The 15,711-nt window shown below is 59.6% G+C and carries 12 protein-coding genes and 1 riboswitch; of the genes, 4 read left to right on the top strand and 8 right to left on the bottom strand.

The window, feature by feature from the left end; translation table 11 throughout:
• On the top strand, positions 1 to 426 hold a 426-nt coding region (locus ACIOZM_RS28105), incomplete at its 5' end, for a YhcB family protein (protein WP_401220056.1).
• A 248-nt stretch (positions 427 to 674) separates the two neighbouring features.
• Here ACIOZM_RS28105 and ACIOZM_RS28100 read toward each other — a convergent pair.
• The 7 genes from ACIOZM_RS28100 to ACIOZM_RS28070 form a co-directional block, all read right to left on the bottom strand.
• Positions 675 to 1,418 carry an OmpA family protein gene (locus tag ACIOZM_RS28100; RefSeq protein WP_401220054.1) on the bottom strand — a complete coding sequence of 248 codons (744 nt, stop codon included), beginning with the start codon at positions 1,416 to 1,418 and terminating at the stop codon, positions 675 to 677.
• A gap of 116 nt (positions 1,419 to 1,534) precedes the next feature.
• Positions 1,535 to 2,179: an MBL fold metallo-hydrolase gene (locus ACIOZM_RS28095; RefSeq protein WP_401220051.1), complete on the bottom strand. Its 645-nt coding sequence runs from the start codon at positions 2,177 to 2,179 to the stop codon at positions 1,535 to 1,537.
• Positions 2,180 to 2,264: 85 nt separating this feature from the next.
• Positions 2,265 to 4,997, bottom strand: coding sequence for a LuxR C-terminal-related transcriptional regulator (locus ACIOZM_RS28090; protein ID WP_401220048.1), 2,733 nt, complete (start codon positions 4,995 to 4,997; stop codon positions 2,265 to 2,267).
• Positions 4,998 to 5,168: 171 nt separating this feature from the next.
• Complete coding sequence (locus tag ACIOZM_RS28085) at positions 5,169 to 6,533, bottom strand: DUF1329 domain-containing protein (RefSeq protein WP_401220046.1); 1,365 nt, start codon at positions 6,531 to 6,533, stop codon at positions 5,169 to 5,171.
• Between the two features lie 28 nt (positions 6,534 to 6,561).
• Positions 6,562 to 8,451, bottom strand: a complete 1,890-nt coding sequence (locus ACIOZM_RS28080; protein ID WP_401220043.1) for a DUF1302 domain-containing protein — start codon at positions 8,449 to 8,451, stop codon at positions 6,562 to 6,564.
• A 337-nt stretch (positions 8,452 to 8,788) separates the two neighbouring features.
• Positions 8,789 to 10,471, bottom strand: coding sequence for a fatty acid--CoA ligase (locus tag ACIOZM_RS28075; RefSeq protein ID WP_401220040.1), 1,683 nt, complete (start codon positions 10,469 to 10,471; stop codon positions 8,789 to 8,791).
• 146 nt (positions 10,472 to 10,617) lie between these two features.
• Positions 10,618 to 11,802 (bottom strand): MFS transporter, encoded by a 1,185-nt coding sequence (locus tag ACIOZM_RS28070; RefSeq protein ID WP_401220037.1) that lies wholly within the window; start codon positions 11,800 to 11,802, stop codon positions 10,618 to 10,620.
• A gap of 98 nt (positions 11,803 to 11,900) precedes the next feature.
• On the opposite strand from ACIOZM_RS28070, the gene ACIOZM_RS28065 reads away from it, so the two are divergent.
• Positions 11,901 to 12,665: an AraC family transcriptional regulator gene (locus tag ACIOZM_RS28065; protein ID WP_401220034.1), complete on the top strand. Its 765-nt coding sequence runs from the start codon at positions 11,901 to 11,903 to the stop codon at positions 12,663 to 12,665.
• Positions 12,666 to 12,757: 92 nt separating this feature from the next.
• On the opposite strand, the gene ACIOZM_RS28060 is transcribed toward ACIOZM_RS28065, so the two are convergent.
• Positions 12,758 to 13,387, bottom strand: a complete 630-nt coding sequence (locus ACIOZM_RS28060) for a LysE family translocator (RefSeq protein WP_401220031.1) — start codon at positions 13,385 to 13,387, stop codon at positions 12,758 to 12,760.
• A 181-nt stretch (positions 13,388 to 13,568) separates the two neighbouring features.
• Here ACIOZM_RS28060 and ACIOZM_RS28055 point away from each other — a divergent pair, with 181 nt between their 5' ends.
• Both ACIOZM_RS28055 and ACIOZM_RS28050 read left to right on the top strand, forming a co-directional pair.
• The gene (locus ACIOZM_RS28055; RefSeq protein WP_401220029.1) at positions 13,569 to 14,534 is read left to right on the top strand and encodes a 2-hydroxyacid dehydrogenase; all 966 of its coding nucleotides are present in this window, start codon (positions 13,569 to 13,571) and stop codon (positions 14,532 to 14,534) included.
• 32 nt (positions 14,535 to 14,566) lie between these two features.
• Positions 14,567 to 15,565 (top strand): methyltransferase, encoded by a 999-nt coding sequence (locus tag ACIOZM_RS28050; protein ID WP_401220026.1) that lies wholly within the window; start codon positions 14,567 to 14,569, stop codon positions 15,563 to 15,565.
• Positions 15,566 to 15,605: 40 nt separating this feature from the next.
• Positions 15,606 to 15,711, top strand: a riboswitch (yybP-ykoY riboswitch). This riboswitch is flagged as partial in the annotation.

Raw genomic sequence — 15,711 nt, 5'->3', positions numbered from 1 at the left:
TCGCTCTTAGTTTGGTTGTTACCGACTCTTGCCCTGGTTGTGGGTGTCGCCATTGGTTTCCTGATCGCTCGCGTCGCGCCAAATGCCGCGCCAAGCCGCACGCAGCGTCAACTGGATGATATTCAGGAACGTTTCGACAGTTATCAGAACGAGGTGGTCACCCACTTCAACAGCACTGCCAATCTGGTCAAGAAGCTGACCCAGAGCTATCAGGAAGTGCAGGATCATCTCGCTGAGGGTGCCAATCGTCTGGCCCTGGACGAGCAAACCCGTCAACGCTTGCTCGCCTCTCTGCATTCCGATGCGGCGCAGGCACCACGCGAACGCCTGACGCCTCCGCGTGATCAGGAGCCGCCGCGTGACTACGCACCGAAAACCCCGAACGCGCCGGGGATGCTCGATGAGCATTATGGTCTGAAGAAGTAATCAGCCTTCGCGCCAAGAAAAAGCCCCCGGACAATCCTGTTGTCCGGGGGCTTTTTTGTATCAGCTGATATTTTGAGAACTACACAAATCCCCGTAGGAGCTGCGGCACGCTGCGATCTTTTGATCTTTAAAAAAGCCCAGGATCAAAAGATCGCAGCGTGCCGCAGCTCCTACACGGGAATTGAGCACAGACCACACACAAAAATGCCCGATCACAGGACCGGGCATTTCTTGATTCAGGCTATCGGTTACGGATACTGCTGAACCGTACCCGGCTGCATTTGCTGTTGCTGCTGACCACCATACTGCTGACCCGGAATCGCCTGCAGGTTGACTTCAACCCGACGGTTCTGCGCACGGCCATTCACATCGGCGTTGCTGGCGATCGGATTATCCGGGCCTGCGCCACGGGCCGACAGGTTGGCACCGCTGACACCTTGCGAAGTCAGGTAAGTCGCCACGCTCTGCGCACGACGCTGGGACAGATCCATGTTGTGCTGGCGGCTGCCAGTGCTGTCGGTGTAGCCGACGATCACGATCTGGTTCTGGTTGAACTCTTTGAGCGAGTTGGCCAGATTGTTCAGCGGCTGATAGAAGCTGGAAGCGATGCTCGCCGAATCGGTGGCGAAGGTGATGTTGCCCGGCATGATCAGCTTGATCTGATCGCCCTGGCGCTGCACTTCAACCCCGGTATTGGCCATGCTGGCGCGCAGCTTGGCTTCCTGCTTGTCGGCGTAATAACCGTAACCGGCTGCCGAAGCGCCGACAACCGCAGCGCCAATCAAGGCCCCCTTGCCACGGTTGTTGTGGTCGATCGCGGCACCGGCCAGTGCGCCGGCCAAGGCGCCGAGACCACCGTATTTGGCGGTTTTGCTCACACCCTGGGAGCCACCGTCGGCCTGACCCTGATTGTCATACGGATTGGGCGAGGCGCAGCCGGACAACAAGGCCACGGCAGTAGCGACAATAATCAAACGACGCTTGGTGAACATGGAGAGCTCCTACTTTTTTGCATTCTGTGGTGCAGCGGCCAATTGGCAATAGACCTGTGCGGGCGTTGGATCATGACAATGCATAAAAATTCCGCCGCAAGCTCGTGACAAAATGTTTAAGCCCGCACAAACGGGTTTTCACGCATTTCATCACCCAGACGCGTATCCGGACCATGCCCGGTAACAACCGTCGCGTCCTCGTCCAGGGTGTACAGCCGCTGCTTGATCGATCGCACGATGGTCGCCTGGTCGCCGCCCCACAAATCCGTGCGCCCTACTCCGCGACGAAACAACGTGTCGCCGGCAATCAACAGCTTAGCCTCGGAAAACCAAAAGCTCATGGAACCAGGCGTATGTCCCGGCGTGTGCAGTGCCACGCCACAGCCGCAGGCCAGTTCTTCATCGTCGCTGAGCCAGCGATCCGGGGCTGGCACGGGAACATAGGGCACGCCGAACATCTGGCACTGCATCTCGAGGTTATCCCACAGGAACTGGTCTTCCTTGTGCAGATGCAGAGTCGCGCCGGTCTTTTCTTTCATCTGCCCGGAGGCGAGGAAATGATCGAGATGGGCATGGGTGTGGATGATGCTGACCACTTTCAGGCCATGGGCGTCGAGGCGCGCCATGATCAGATCAGGATTGCCGCCCGGATCGACGACGATGGCTTTCTTGGTGATCGGGTCGCCGATGATCGTGCAGTTGCACTGCAACGGGCCGACGGGGAAGGTTTCGCGGATCAGCGTGGTGGCCGGGATGTTCATCGTGGAAGCTCAAGTCGAGTCGATGCGACAGGATACCAGTCGTTTTTCACTTCAGTTCCATCACTGGCTGAACGCTGTAATTCGATCAACTCAGTACACCCAGCTCCTTCGCCCGCGCCACCGCTTGCGTGCGCCGCTCAACCCCCAACTTGCTGTTGATATGGCTGGCATGGGTTTTCACGGTGTGCAGTGAAATGAACAGTTGTTCGCTGATCTGCTGATTCGAGCAGCCTTGAGCAATCAGCCGCAGAACTGCCAACTCGCGACCACTGAGTTGCTCGGTGGTGCCGAATTCCATGAGCGGACGAGCCGCAGCAATCGGGAAATGTTCGACCAATTGTTGCCCTGCCAGCGTCGGCGAAACGGCTAGTTGGCCGCGAAACCAGTCCCCGTGTTCTTTCACCAGACAGTCGAATGGTTGCAGCACTCCGCCAGCCGCCGCTTCCAGCGCTTGGCTCAACGTCTTGCGCGCCTCCGGTTCGCGACCGCCTGCCAGCAATAACGCCACTTTCTGCGTCAGTGCCATCACGCTGAGTAATTGCCGCCCCGTCTGCTGACCGTTTTCCAGCAACACGTTCAGTCGCCCTTCAGCGAGCATCGGCTGCCCTTGAATCACCTCCAGCAACGCCTGTTGCAACTCGACATGCAGCGGCAATTGCGGATGAAATTCCGGCGGCGCTGCTGCGCGACCACCGGTGTAAGTCTGGCCCAGTCGCGCCAGCCAGGCCTCGGCCAGATCGGTGCGTCCTTGCGCCAGCCACAGCTCGCATTTGACCAGAGTGATCATCGCCAGATAGTAGATCGGCGGCACGTCCCAGATGTGCATCAGCCGTTCGGCTTCGGCCAGTTCGGCGAAAGCCTTGGCGAATTCGCCGCTGCTGCCGTCCAGTCGGGCAATCACGCAGTGACCGATCAACACACTGATATCGCGACAGGCTCGCGCTTCACTGAGGCCAGCCAGTAAACGCGTTCGAGCGGCCACAGGTTGCAAGCGCATGGCCAGCAGAAAACCTTCGTACAGCGTCAGCCGGGCACGCACGGCATACAGGCGCTGCGGGGATAATCCGCGCAAGCGCTCAAGGCCCTGATGTACTTCATCCAGCGAGCGCAGAATCTCGCCGCGTGCCTGCAAAACCCGGGCGCGATCGTAATGCGCCAGCGCTTCGAACAACGGATTGCCGACCCGCTGCGCCAGCTCCAGGGATTCGCGATTCAAGCCCCGGGCACGCCACAGATCACCGTCGGCAATTGCCAGATTGGACAAGGTCGACAGGCACATCAGTCGCTGGCCGTAACGCTTGAGCGGCAGACTCTCCAGCGCTTCGCTGCAATAGCGTTGGGTCAACTCGCGCTGACCACGCCCGCGAGCGATGATCCCGCTGAGCGCCAGCCATTGCGCGAGCATCGATTTTTGCGCGGAGGCCGATGGCGCCGGCAGAAAACGGCTCAGGTGGCTGGCCAACTCTTCGGCGGCATCCAGCTGACAGGCCAGTCCGAGCGCCCAGCTGTACAGCACAATCAAGCGCGGCGTGCTGATCAGCAGGCTGTCGGGCAAGTCCATCTTCCAGCGCAACAGCATGCCGACGTTCTGTTCGGCGAGCAGTTGTTCCTCGGAAAGGTTTTGCACCAGATTCGCCGCGACATCGAGGTGACCGGCGCGCAACGCCTGCTCCACCGCTTCGTCCAGCAGGCCTTGAGCATTGAACCAGCGGCAGGCACGCAGATGCAGGGTGGCGGTCGGCACCATTGCCTGAGCAATCGGCCGACTGCGCAACAGATCGGAAAACAAATGGTGATAGCGATACCAATGCCCGTGTTCATCCAACGGCACCAGAAACACCTGATGCGCCAGCAGGAATCGCAGGATCTCGGCGCTGTCATGGGACTCGCGCACCGCGTCGCACAATTCGCTGCAAAAGCGCTCCTGCGGCGCGGTCTCGTACAGGAACGATTGCACCTCGGCAGGCAGGCAGTCGATGACCTCTTCCAGCAGGTATTCGCGGATCAGCCCTTCCCCGCCGTTCAATGCCTGCGGCAGTGCCGCGTCGTTTCCCGCCTCGGACGCCGCCAGTAGCCAGAAACGCAGCCCGGCCACCCATCCTTCGCTGCGCTGGATAAGATTCTCCAGTGCCTCGCCGCGCAGTGAGGTGCTGTGGCGATCAAGCAGAGTCAAGGCTTCGTCATGGGTCAGTCGCAGATCCTGCTCATGCAGTTCGAGCAGTTGCCGGGAAAGGCGTAAACGCGCCAGATGCCAGTCCGGCCGCTGACGGCTGGTGACCATGACCAACAGGCCATCGGGCAAATGATTGAGGAAAAATTGCAGACAACGGTCGAGTACCGGGCCTTGGGCGAGATGATAGTCGTCGAGTACCAGCAGCAGCGGCGCCGTCGGTTGCAGATGCACCGCCAGCTCATCGAGCAGACCGTCGAGCCATTCTTCGAAAGCGAATGGCTGGTGACGCTGGCGCATTTTCAGCAGGCCCAGCGCGCGACTGCCGAGTTGCGGAAAGTAATCCTGCAAACCTTCAAGCAGACGCTCAAGAAAACGCCCGGGATCGTTATCTCGCGGACTCAGGCCCAGCCACAGACTTTGCCAGTGCGCCGGCAGGCTCTGACAGAACTCCACCGCCAGCGAACTCTTGCCGAAACCGGCCGGGGCGCTGACCAGCAATAACCGGCCACCGAGCCCGGCCTGGAGGCGCTCGCACAGACGTGGTCGCAATACATAGCCATCGGGTAACGGCGGGCGAAAAAAACGCCCGTCCAGTGCCGCGACGGCAACGCTTGCAGGACCCGGAAGTGGGGACAGATCAGTCATGGCCGGCTCTTGTTGGAATGGCTGTTGGCGGCGTAGCAGATGTCCGCAGCCTAGCCTTAAACGGAGCGCTTATGAAGGTCGTTGCTACAAATGGCTACAAAAAGGCTACGCAAAAAAAACGCCCCGAACCAGTCGGGGCGTTTTTTCGAGGATGCGGCCTCGGGTCAAAGCTTAGCGGATACCGTCCTGGCCCAGGTTGCCCGGCTGGAATTCGCTTTTGCTGGCGGAGAAGCCAAAGTCATAGGCCTGCTTCTCTTCGTTCTTCATACCCAGCGCCAGGTAACGACCCGATTGCAGGTCATACAAGGCTTCCAGTGCGTACCAAGGCACTTGCTTGTCGTAGTAGTCCTCGGCATGCGCCTCGGCTACGCGCCACAGCTGACCACGACCGTCGTAGTGGTCGATCACTGCTGCCTGCCAGGTGTCTTCGTCGATGTAGAAGTCACGTTTGGCGTAGATGTGACGCTGGCCCGGTTTCAAGGTTGCCACCACATGCCAGACCCGACGCAGCTCGTAGCGAGTCAGGTCCTGGTTAATGTGGCCAGCCTTGATGATGTCGGCGTACTTGAGGGTCGGCGAATCGATCTTGTAGCTGTTGGAGGCAATGTAGATCTCTTTCTTGCCTTCGAGCGCCCAGTCGTAGCGATCCGGAGCACCGTTGTACATGTCGAGGTTGTCGGAGGTACGCAGACCATCCGCTGCAGTACCCGGGCCGTCATAGGACACTTGTGGTGCCTGACGTACACGGCGCTGCCCCGTCGCATAAACCCACGCCTTGCGCGGTTCCTTCACCTGATCGAGGGTTTCGTGCACCAGCAGGACGGTACCTGCCAGACGCGCCGGCGCAGTTACTTTCTGCTTGAAGTAGAACAACACGTTGCCCGGGTTTTTCGGGTCGTAGTCCTTCATCTTGTCGCGGAACACGAACTGATCCTGGAAGTACACCAGGCTGAACGAGCCGTTGGTTTGCGGCGTCGCCTGAGTGACCAGACGGGTTACGCTGCCACCGCGATAACGGGTGATGTGGTTCCAGATGACTTCCAGACCGGTTTTCGGGATCGGGAACGGCACGGCAGTATCGAAGTTTTCCAGACCGTTGCCGCCGGCTACCAGATTGGTGGTCGTGGCGTTTTTCTTGATGGCGGCGAATACGTCATCCGGCACGGTAGAACCGCGATGGGACGGGTAGACCGGCATCTTGAAGGTTTCCGGGTAACGCTTGAACATCGCGTACTGGCCCGGGGCAAGCTTGTCCTTGTATTTATCGACGTTCTGCGCGGTGATGGTGAACAGCGGCTGCTCACTGGCATACGGATTGGACAGGAAGCCTTTGCTATCAACGGTGCCGGCATTTTTCGGCAGCGGTTTCCAGGCAGGGATCGAGCCGTCGGCGTTACCCGCCATCTCGGCGCCCATCGGGGTCAGGCTCTTGCCCAGCTTGTCAGCTTCAGCAGCAGGTACCGCCGCCATCACACTGGTCGCCAGCAGCGAAAGCCCCAGAACACCGGCGTGGAACAGATTCTTTGTTATTTTCATATGTGTGTTCGTCCTGAAAAAACTCTGCTTAGAAGTTCACGCCGACGCTGAGGGCAACGAAGTCGCGATCATCAACCGTGCTGAAGTCGCCACCAAAGAAGTTGGTGTAGTTCAGACTCGCTGTGTAGGTGTTCTGGTATTCGGCATCAACCCCAAGGCTGACGGCCTTGCGACCTTCTTCGAAGTTGCCGCCAGGGCCTGGCGAGTAACCCTTGACGTCATGCGACCAGGCCACGTTCGGCTTCAGGTTCACACCGGCAAATACGTCGCTGTAGTCCCAGATGGCACGACCGCGATAGCCCCACGAAGTAGCGGTGGTGAAGCCGTCGTTATTGCAGTTGCTGCTTTTGTTGGCGGTCGATGCGCCAGGTCCGGCACCGTTGATGGTCGAGGTGTTGAGAATCTGCGAGCAGGTATCGAGGCCGCCGGTAGCAGGCAGTTCACCCGGGCCGAAGACCGGATCACGACCGTAACGGGCGTCGGATTTGCTCTCCAGACCGCCGACGTGAGTCACACCGACTTCACCCACCAGAGTCAGACGGTTGGCGCCCATCACCTGATCGAAGAAGTGCGTCAGAGTGGTCTGGAACTGGGTGATTTCCTTACGGTTGTAACCGTGCAGATCCTGACCCGGCACACCATTGAGCAGTGAGGCGTTGGTCAACGCGCCACCCAATGGACGGACACCGGCGAACAGGATGTCGGTGGAGTTCAACTGCACCGGCGCGTTCGGACGGTAGCTGACCTCACCGCTCCACGCCGTACCGGTAGGCAGGGTGGTGGAGAAGCTCAGGCCGTACAGGCGAATGTCTTCAGGGTATTCGATGAAATAGTTGGAGTTACCCGCCACTACCAACGGACCCAGTGCCTGGAATGGACCCGGCAAAGCCGCAACGCCGTTATAGATCGACTGTGGCGCACCCGTGGCGCTGAAGATCGGCGCACGGCTGTGGTAGTTCATGAAGTAGGCACCGAATTCGGTCGCCAGCGGGTCGAACATGTACTTGGTGGAAACGCCCCACTGCCCGCTATCCCGCGCATTGCGGTTAGGCGAACGACGAACCAGAACACCTTCATCGTTGACGTCGACATTGGCCGCAGCCAACGGACCCAAGGCAACGCCCGGGATGGTCGAGCGTTTGTTCAGCACGCGCAGGTTGTCGTCGCAACCAGTGGTCACGATGTCTGGCTGAGAGAAGAAGGTGCCGCAGTTATCGGTAACGGTCTTCTGCCAGTCGATCTGATAGAAAGCCTCGGCAGACAGGTTCTCGGTAATACTTTGCGACACGTAGAACATGTTGACCGGAATCAGGCCTTCCTTGATTTCGGCACCCGGACGGCGGAACGCGGAAACGTCGATCGGGTTGATCGAGTTGATGCCGCCACCGATGAAGGTACTTTCACCCCAGTTCACTACCTGCTTGCCCAGACGCACCGAACCCGGCTCATCGGCAATCGAGTAGTTGTGGTAGACGAAGGCGTCGAGGATCTGCCCGCCCGAAGACCTGGCTGCGACATCACGATGATCGTTGCTGACGTTCTTGTATTCCAGATCCTGGTTTTGCAGCGCGAAGTCGTACCAGTATTTGCCCCGTACGAAGACCCCGGTATCGCCGTACTTCAGTTCGAGGTCATGGATGCCCTTGAAGATTTTCGAGAAGGCTTGCCCGCTCTTGAAGTTCAAGTGGCCGTCATCGGAGGTCTGGGACAGGCCCTTGCCGCCGTTGTTGACACCAATAAGGTCCTTGTTCGGCTGCTGGGTCGAAATACTCATGCCCAGGGAGAGCGAAGAGTCGAACTGGCCTTCGATTTCACCGACGTTGAAACTGACGCCGAATGCGGGCCCGGCGAGCGTAGAGGCAAGACTGACTGCCAGAGGCAATTTCGCCCGGCGCCAGAACTGGTTTACTGAGGTCATCGACGCTACTCCATGTGCATTATTGTTATGGCAGTGAGTACTTTTAAAAACGCTGTGGAGTGACCGGGCGCCAGGGCTGCCCGAATTCGCTCCAGAGTTGCTCGCCCCGTTTAGTGCGTGTGCTCCGTTCTTAAAAATCCTTGAGCGGACTATAGCCAGCAGGGGGTACAGCTTGATCCCTCTAAAGTGTGATTTGCAGCTGCTGACCACTCTGGAACAGTCCTTTCGCCAGTCCGACACACGTCGGCCCCGCAAGGATGGCTGAAAATTCGGATTTAACAAGGCAAGCGCTTGCTTGGTGGGTCTGGCGCGCCGTTTTCGGCGCGCCAGCGGACGCTCAAAGCGTCGAGAGGAAGGTGCTGTTGTTGGTCTGCCACTCGGTGATGTCGAGGCGGATGCGCTTCTTGTCGAGCTTGCCGACACTGGTCTTGGGAATTTCAGTAACAAGGGCGATCTGACTCGGAATCGCCCACTTGCTCAGGTGCCCCAATTCCACGAATGGCTTGAGGTGTTCCTTGAGCTCGCGCGCGCCAATCACGTGCCCTTCGCGGATCACCAGCAAGGCAAACGGACGCTCGCCCCACTGTGGATCGGCAATCCCCACCACTGCTACTTCGCGTACCGCCGCGTGCCGGCTGATCAGATCTTCGAGGTCCAGCGAAGAGATCCATTCGCCGCCGGTCTTGATCACATCCTTGATCCGGTCGCGAATATCGATCACGCCCATGCTGTCCAGCGTCGCTACGTCGCCGGTGTGCAGCCAGCCGCCGGCCCAGAGTTCGGCGCCCTTCTGCGGTTCGTTGAAATAACCTTCGGTCAGCCACGGCGCACGCAGCACCAGCTCACCCTGGGTTTCGCCATCGGCGGGAAGGAAGTTGCCGTCGCCATCGACAATCGCCGCTTCCACCAGCGGCCCCGGCACCCCGGCCTTGATCCGGTAAGTGGTGCGCTCGTCTTCGCTGCCGGCCATCAGCTCATCGTTGAGATGCGCGCAGGACACCAGCGGACCGGTTTCCGACATGCCGTACGCCGCGGTGAGTTGAATGCCCTTCGCCTTGGCCGTTTCATACAACGTGCGATTGAGCGCACTGCCGCCGATGACGATTTTCCAGCCGCCGAAATCGGTGTTTTGCGCGCCTTTGGCATTCAGCAACATTTGCAGGATGGTCGGTACGCAATGGGAGAACGTGACCTTTTCCTTGCGCCACAACTCGACCAGAAACTCCGGATCGTAACGTCCCGGGTAAACCTGTTTGAGCCCAAGCATCGTCGCTACATACGGCAGGCCCCAGGCATGCACATGGAACATCGGGGTGATCGGCATGTAGACATCGTTGGTGCCGAGCAGCCGCACGCTGTCGATGGCGCCCATGATCGTTGCCACGCCCATGGTGTGCAGCACCAGTTGCCGATGGGTGAAGTACACGCCTTTCGGGTTGCCGGTGGTGCCGGTGGTATAGAAGGTGGTCGCGACCGAGTTTTCGTCGAAGTCCTGGAAATCGTACTGCGAACTGGCGGCGGCCAGTAGTTGCTCATACTCGCCGACCAGATTCGGGAGGTCGGCCGTTTTCTCCGGCAAATCCGTCAGCAGCAGGGTTTTCTCGACAGTGGTCAGATGTGGCGCAATCGCTTGATACAGCCCGACGAACTCACTGTTGACCAGCACAAAGCGGTCCTCGGCGTGGTTCATGGTGTAGAGAATCTGCTCGGGCGACAGGCGCACGTTGATGGTGTGAATCACCGCGCCAATCATTGGAATCGCAAACATGCATTCCAGATAACGATGGCTGTCCCAGTCCATCACCGCCACCGTGTCACCGGCCTTGACGCCGGCAGCCGTCAGTACGTTGGCCAGCCGTGCAACGCGTTCGATCAGGGTCGGATAGCTGTAGCGCAACTGGTCACGGTAGACGATCTCGCGGGTTTTCTCGTAACGGGCGCCAGACATCAGCAGCCGTTTGATCAGCAATGGATACTGGTAGGCCCCATCGGCCGGGGGAATGACGCGAGTCTGCAACATATGAATCCCTTTTCTGGCTGCACGGTGTTGGCATAGAGATTTGTACTCTAGAACCCTTATACGCCAGCCAAATCAGCCAAAGGAATGATTTGCAGAGCCGTACAAATGCTAGCTTTGCGCCAGCATTTGCACGGATTCGTCACCGATCAGGCCATTTGTCCGACGGCTGCTTCGGAAGGTGTGCGTGGGAAAACCAACGCAGCGAGGAAGGTCAATGCGCCAAAACCGGCGAGGATCAGGTAAAGCCCGACAAACCCGTGGCGTGGTTCGACATAAGAAATCAGCGGAATCGCCGTCGCACTGGCACCAAACGACAAGCAGTAACGCAGGGCAAAGACCCGCGATTGCCAGTGCGGTGCGACGAAATTGGCGACCATCGAATCATTCACCGTCACCTGACCGAACACCACGAACATGAACGCCGCACCGAGAGCGATCACCACCCAGCCATCGGCATAGGCGAGCGCGAACAACAGCGGCGCCTGACACAGGGTCAACACAATGAACGGCCATTTCAGACTGACCCGGTGCAGCACGCGCCCGATGCTCAACTGCGCGACAGCACCAAACGCATAGGCCAGACTGACCACCACACCCAGCGTCTGCGGCGAAGCGAACAGTTCATGCAGACGCTCCTGAAATAGTTTCGGGTAAGTCATGGTCGTCGCGTTGAACACCACGCCCCCCGTCGCGGTGGCCAGCGCCAGCACGCCGAACACCATGACCATCGAAATGCGCTGGCCGGCAGCGCCCTTGAGCGCGGTGTGCGGGCGTTTCGGGATCGGTTCTTCACGCACCTGCAAGGCAAAGCCGATACCCAGCACAATCGCCACCACACCCGGCAGGATAAACGCCGAGCGCCAGCCAAACTGCGCCACCAGCAATCCGGTGATCAGCGCCGAAAACGCCACGCCCAGGTTGCCCCACATACCGTTGATACCGATTTCGCGGCCACGGTTTTCGGCGTACGCCACCAGCATCGCCGTGCCCACCGGGTGGTAGATCGCGGCAAAAATCCCGATCAGGCTCAGGCCGATCACCAGCATCGTCGGGCTGTTGCTCAGCCCGGTGAAGATCGCCGCCGCACCGATGCCGAAGAAAAACACCAGCATCATCTGCCGCCGGCTCCAGTGATCGCCCAGCCACCCGGCCGGTAGCGAGCAGGCGCCAAACGCAATGAAGCCGCCCAGCGACAGGCCGATCAGGGCCGCATAATCGAGGGCGAATGCCTGGGTCATGCCGAGGATCGCGGCAGGGAAAATCAGCATGAACATGTGATCGATCACATGCGCTGCGTTGATGTAGCGAATGACGTTTCTGGATTGATTCATCGCGGCACGCTTCAAGTGGTTGTTATCGGTTGTTTTGAAGGGCCTATGCTAAGTTGGCGAAAAAGCGCATTCCTGCCAAACAAGTCATCGAATCAGACATGTTAATCAGCCACTTCGAACACGGCCCTGTCAGCGCCTATCCCCGGGATTATCTCGACGGCGCCCATCAGCCAATGCACCTGCACCGCGAAGCGCAATTGCTTTACGCGGCAAGCGGCGTCATGCGCGTGGTCACGGCGCAAGGTGCGTGGGTGATTCCGCCATCGCGGGCGGTGTGGATTCCACCGCAAGTCGAACACGAGATATTCATGTCCGGCGATGTGCTGATGCGCTCGCTGTTCATCGCCCCTGAACTGTCGCCGGCCAACCTGCAACAGTGCTGCGTGCTGGCGGTCACGCCGTTGCTGCGTGAGCTGATTCTGCGCGCCGTGCAAGGCCCGCCGCATGCCGACAATCCGTTGATCCAGCGCTTGATGCTCGAAGAACTGGCTAGCCTGGAAAACCTGCCGCTACACATTCCGCTGCCCAGCGACCGACGCCTGCAAAGCATCTGCCTGGCGCTGCTGAGAACGCCGGATCATCCGAATACGCTTGAGGACTGGGCGCAGGAAGTCGGCGCCAGCTCACGCACTTTGGCGCGGCTGTTCCAGCAACAATTGCAGATGAATTTCAATGCCTGGCGCCAGCAACTGCGCCTGATGGAAGCCCTGCCCCGCCTGCTCGCCGGGGACAGCGTGCAGAGCGTGGCGCGGGATCTGGGTTACGGCAGCGCGCGGGCGTTCAGCGCGATGTTTCGCCGTTTGCTTGGGGAGAATCCCCGGGAATATCTGAACGCCCTGAACAAACTGAGCACGCTTGTGTAAGAGCTACCGCAGGCTGCGATCTTTTGACTTTGGTTTTTAAAAGACAAGATCAAAAGATCGCAGCCTGCGGCAGCTCCTACAAGGGCAGTGGATCAGTGCATTTCGGTGAAGGCGAGTTTCACGCCGATGGCGATCAGTACGGCGCCCATGGTGCGGTCGAACCAGTGGCCCATGCGCGCGAAACCGGCGCGTACGCGTTGCTGACTGAACAGCATCGCTACCAGGCAGAACCACAGCGCGGTCGCCACGGCCAGGTAAATCCCGTAACCAGCCTGCACGCTCAGCGGCGTGTGCGGATTGATTACCACGGTGAACAGCGAGAGGAAAAACAGCGTGGCTTTTGGGTTCAGACCATTGGTCACGAAACCTGAAGTGAAGGCGCCGCGAGCGGTGCGCTCACCGACTTCCTTGTGCAGATCATCGGTGACGGTTTTCGCCGGTTGCGCACGCAGAGCCTTGAAACCGATGTACAGCAAGTAAGCGGCAGCCGCCCATTTCAAGGCGTTGAACAGCACGATCGACTGCGACACGATCAGGCCGATGCCGAGCAGCGAATAACCGACATGCAGGAAAATCGCTGTGCCCACACCCAGCGCAGTCCAGGTGCCGGCGCGGCGCCCGTGGGTCACGCTTTCGCGCACCACCACGGCAAAGTCCGGCCCGGGACTGGCGACGGCCAACAAGTGGATCAGTGCAACGGTCAAGAACTCGGTCCAGTACATGGGGGCTCCTTTGGGGCAGCTTCAGGGCCGCTTCGCGACCCAACGGGGATAAATCCCCTCACCACAGGGTTGTGATCAGCAGGGACATCGCATGAGACTTTAGTGCTCTGCGTAACCAATTGTTTCATCTGGTAGGCTCGGCAGATTACGCCTTCCGTTCAAAGCACAAAAGGTACAGTTGATGACGAACCCGCGCCGCGCCGTATTCCTCGATCACCCTTCGCTGGATCTGGGCGACCTCGACCTCAGCCCGTTGCGCGCCTGCTTCAGCGAGCTGCAACTGTTTTCCCAGACACAGCCCGAACAAGTCGCCGAGCGCCTGCAAGGCGCGACAGTAGCGATCAGCAACAAGATTTTGATCGATGCGGCAGCGATGGCCGCCAACCCGGATCTGAAACTGATTCTGATCGCCGCCACCGGCACCAATAACGTCGATCTCGCTGCCGCCCGCGCTCACGGCATCACCGTGTGCAATTGCCAGGGTTACGGCACGCCATCGGTGGCGCAGCACACCATCATGCTGCTGCTGAACCTCGCCACACGCCTGGCCGATTATCAGAAAGCCGTCGGCGAAGGTCGCTGGCAGCAAGCGAAACAGTTCTGCCTCCTCGACTACCCGATTGTCGAACTGCAAGGCAAAACCCTCGGCCTGCTCGGTCACGGCGAACTCGGCGGCGCAGTCGCGCAACTGGCCGAAGCCTTCGGCATGCGCGTATTGCTGGGGCAGATTCCCGGGCGTCCGGCCCGCGCTGATCGTCTGCCGCTGGATGAGTTGCTGCCACAGATCGACGCCCTGACCCTGCACTGCCCGCTCAACGAACACACCCGTCACTTCATCGGCGCGCGTGAACTGGCGGCGATGAAGACCGGTGCGTTTGTGGTGAACACTGCCCGTGGCGGCTTGATCGACGAGCAGGCTCTGGCCGACGCCCTGCGCAACGGTCATCTCGGCGGCGCCGCGACCGATGTATTGAGCGTCGAGCCACCAACCCAGGGCAATCCGCTGTTGGCGGCGGACATTCCGCGTCTGATCGTCACGCCGCACAACGCCTGGGGCAGCCGCGAGGCGCGGCAACGCATCGTCGGCCAACTGAGCGAAAACGCTCAGGCGTTCTTCAGCGCTAAGGCGCTGCGGGTCGTCAGTTGATAAACTGCGGCACTTTTTTTCAAGGAGCAGTCATGGACCCGCGCAGTGAAGTACTGCTTCGTCAGCCCGAGTTATTCCAGGGTTCGTTGTTGTTGGCCGGTTTGCCCGCCGACGATCTGCTGGGACGCCTGCCCAATTCATTCGGCTGGTGCTGGCATGCCGGCGATCAAGCCGCGCTCGACGCCCGTTTCGAGGGCCGCAGCCATTTCGGCGTGAACGTCCCGGAGCGCGAGTTCGACAGCGCGGTGGTGTTTCTGCCCAAGTCCAAGGACCTGACCGACTACATCCTCAACGCTGTGGCTGCACGTCTGGCCGGACGCGAAGTGTTTCTGGTCGGCGAAAAGCGCAGCGGCATTGAAGGTGCATCCAAGCAACTCAACCCGTTCGGCAAGCCGCGCAAACTCGACAGCGCGCGTCATTGCCAACTGTGGCAAGTCACCGTGGCCAATGCTCCAGAAGCCAAATCGCTGGAAAGTCTGGCGCAGACTTACGAGCTGCCATTGGCCGAAGGCCCGTTGAAAGTCATCAGTCTGCCGGGCGTGTTCAGTCACGGTCGACTGGATCGCGGCAGCGCCCTGCTGCTGGAGCATCTGGACAAACTGCCAAGCGGGCATCTGCTCGACTTCGGTTGCGGTGCCGGCGTGTTGGGCGCGGCGGTCAAACGTCGTTATCCGCACAATCAGGTGACGTTGCTCGATGTCGATGCCTTCGCGGCCGCCAGCAGTCGTCTGACATTGGCGGCCAACGGTCTGGAAGCCGAAGTGCTGACCGGTGACGGAATCGATGCCGCGCCGATGGGTTTGAGCGCGATTCTGAGCAACCCGCCATTCCATGTCGGTGTGCACACCGATTATTTCGCGACAGAGAACTTGCTGCGAAAAGCAGCGAAACATCTGAAAAACGGCGGCGAACTGCGCCTGGTTGCGAACAGCTTCCTGAAGTACCAACCGCTGATCGAAGAGCATCTTGGCGTGTGCGCGATCAAGGCTGAAGGCAACGGTTTCCGGATTTACCGGGCCAAGCGCGGCTGAAAATTAGCACTTGCCGAATGGATTCTGCCTAGGCAGAATCCGCTCCGTCCTAGGGGAGTAGTCTCCCACGAGCGCCATGCTCGTCCGGCATACGTCAACATACTTGATCCTCAGATCATGGCGTATGCGACCCAAGCGTCCGCAAC

The organism is Pseudomonas sp. NPDC087346, from assembly GCF_044744235.1.
Taxonomy (GTDB): Bacteria; Pseudomonadota; Gammaproteobacteria; order Pseudomonadales; family Pseudomonadaceae; genus Aquipseudomonas.
Note: the sequence above shows the minus strand (reverse complement) of the source record. Positions and strands in the feature narration are given on the sequence as shown.

What these genes read in the sequence shown, in the direction of transcription:
- ACIOZM_RS28075 (WP_401220040.1), bottom strand. Translation starts at nt 10,471, where the DNA reads ATGTTGCAGACTCGCGTCATTCCCCCGGCCGATGGGGCCTACCAGTAT.
- ACIOZM_RS28060 (WP_401220031.1), bottom strand. Translation starts at nt 13,387, where the DNA reads ATGTACTGGACCGAGTTCTTGACCGTTGCACTGATCCACTTGTTGGCC.
- ACIOZM_RS28085 (WP_401220046.1), bottom strand. Translation starts at nt 6,533, where the DNA reads ATGAAAATAACAAAGAATCTGTTCCACGCCGGTGTTCTGGGGCTTTCG.
- ACIOZM_RS28090 (WP_401220048.1), bottom strand. Translation starts at nt 4,997, where the DNA reads ATGACTGATCTGTCCCCACTTCCGGGTCCTGCAAGCGTTGCCGTCGCG.
- ACIOZM_RS28065 (WP_401220034.1), top strand. Translation starts at nt 11,901, where the DNA reads ATGTTAATCAGCCACTTCGAACACGGCCCTGTCAGCGCCTATCCCCGG.
- ACIOZM_RS28055 (WP_401220029.1), top strand. Translation starts at nt 13,569, where the DNA reads ATGACGAACCCGCGCCGCGCCGTATTCCTCGATCACCCTTCGCTGGAT.
- ACIOZM_RS28095 (WP_401220051.1), bottom strand. Translation starts at nt 2,179, where the DNA reads ATGAACATCCCGGCCACCACGCTGATCCGCGAAACCTTCCCCGTCGGC.
- ACIOZM_RS28050 (WP_401220026.1), top strand. Translation starts at nt 14,567, where the DNA reads ATGGACCCGCGCAGTGAAGTACTGCTTCGTCAGCCCGAGTTATTCCAG.
- ACIOZM_RS28070 (WP_401220037.1), bottom strand. Translation starts at nt 11,802, where the DNA reads ATGAATCAATCCAGAAACGTCATTCGCTACATCAACGCAGCGCATGTG.
- ACIOZM_RS28080 (WP_401220043.1), bottom strand. Translation starts at nt 8,451, where the DNA reads ATGACCTCAGTAAACCAGTTCTGGCGCCGGGCGAAATTGCCTCTGGCA.
- ACIOZM_RS28100 (WP_401220054.1), bottom strand. Translation starts at nt 1,418, where the DNA reads ATGTTCACCAAGCGTCGTTTGATTATTGTCGCTACTGCCGTGGCCTTG.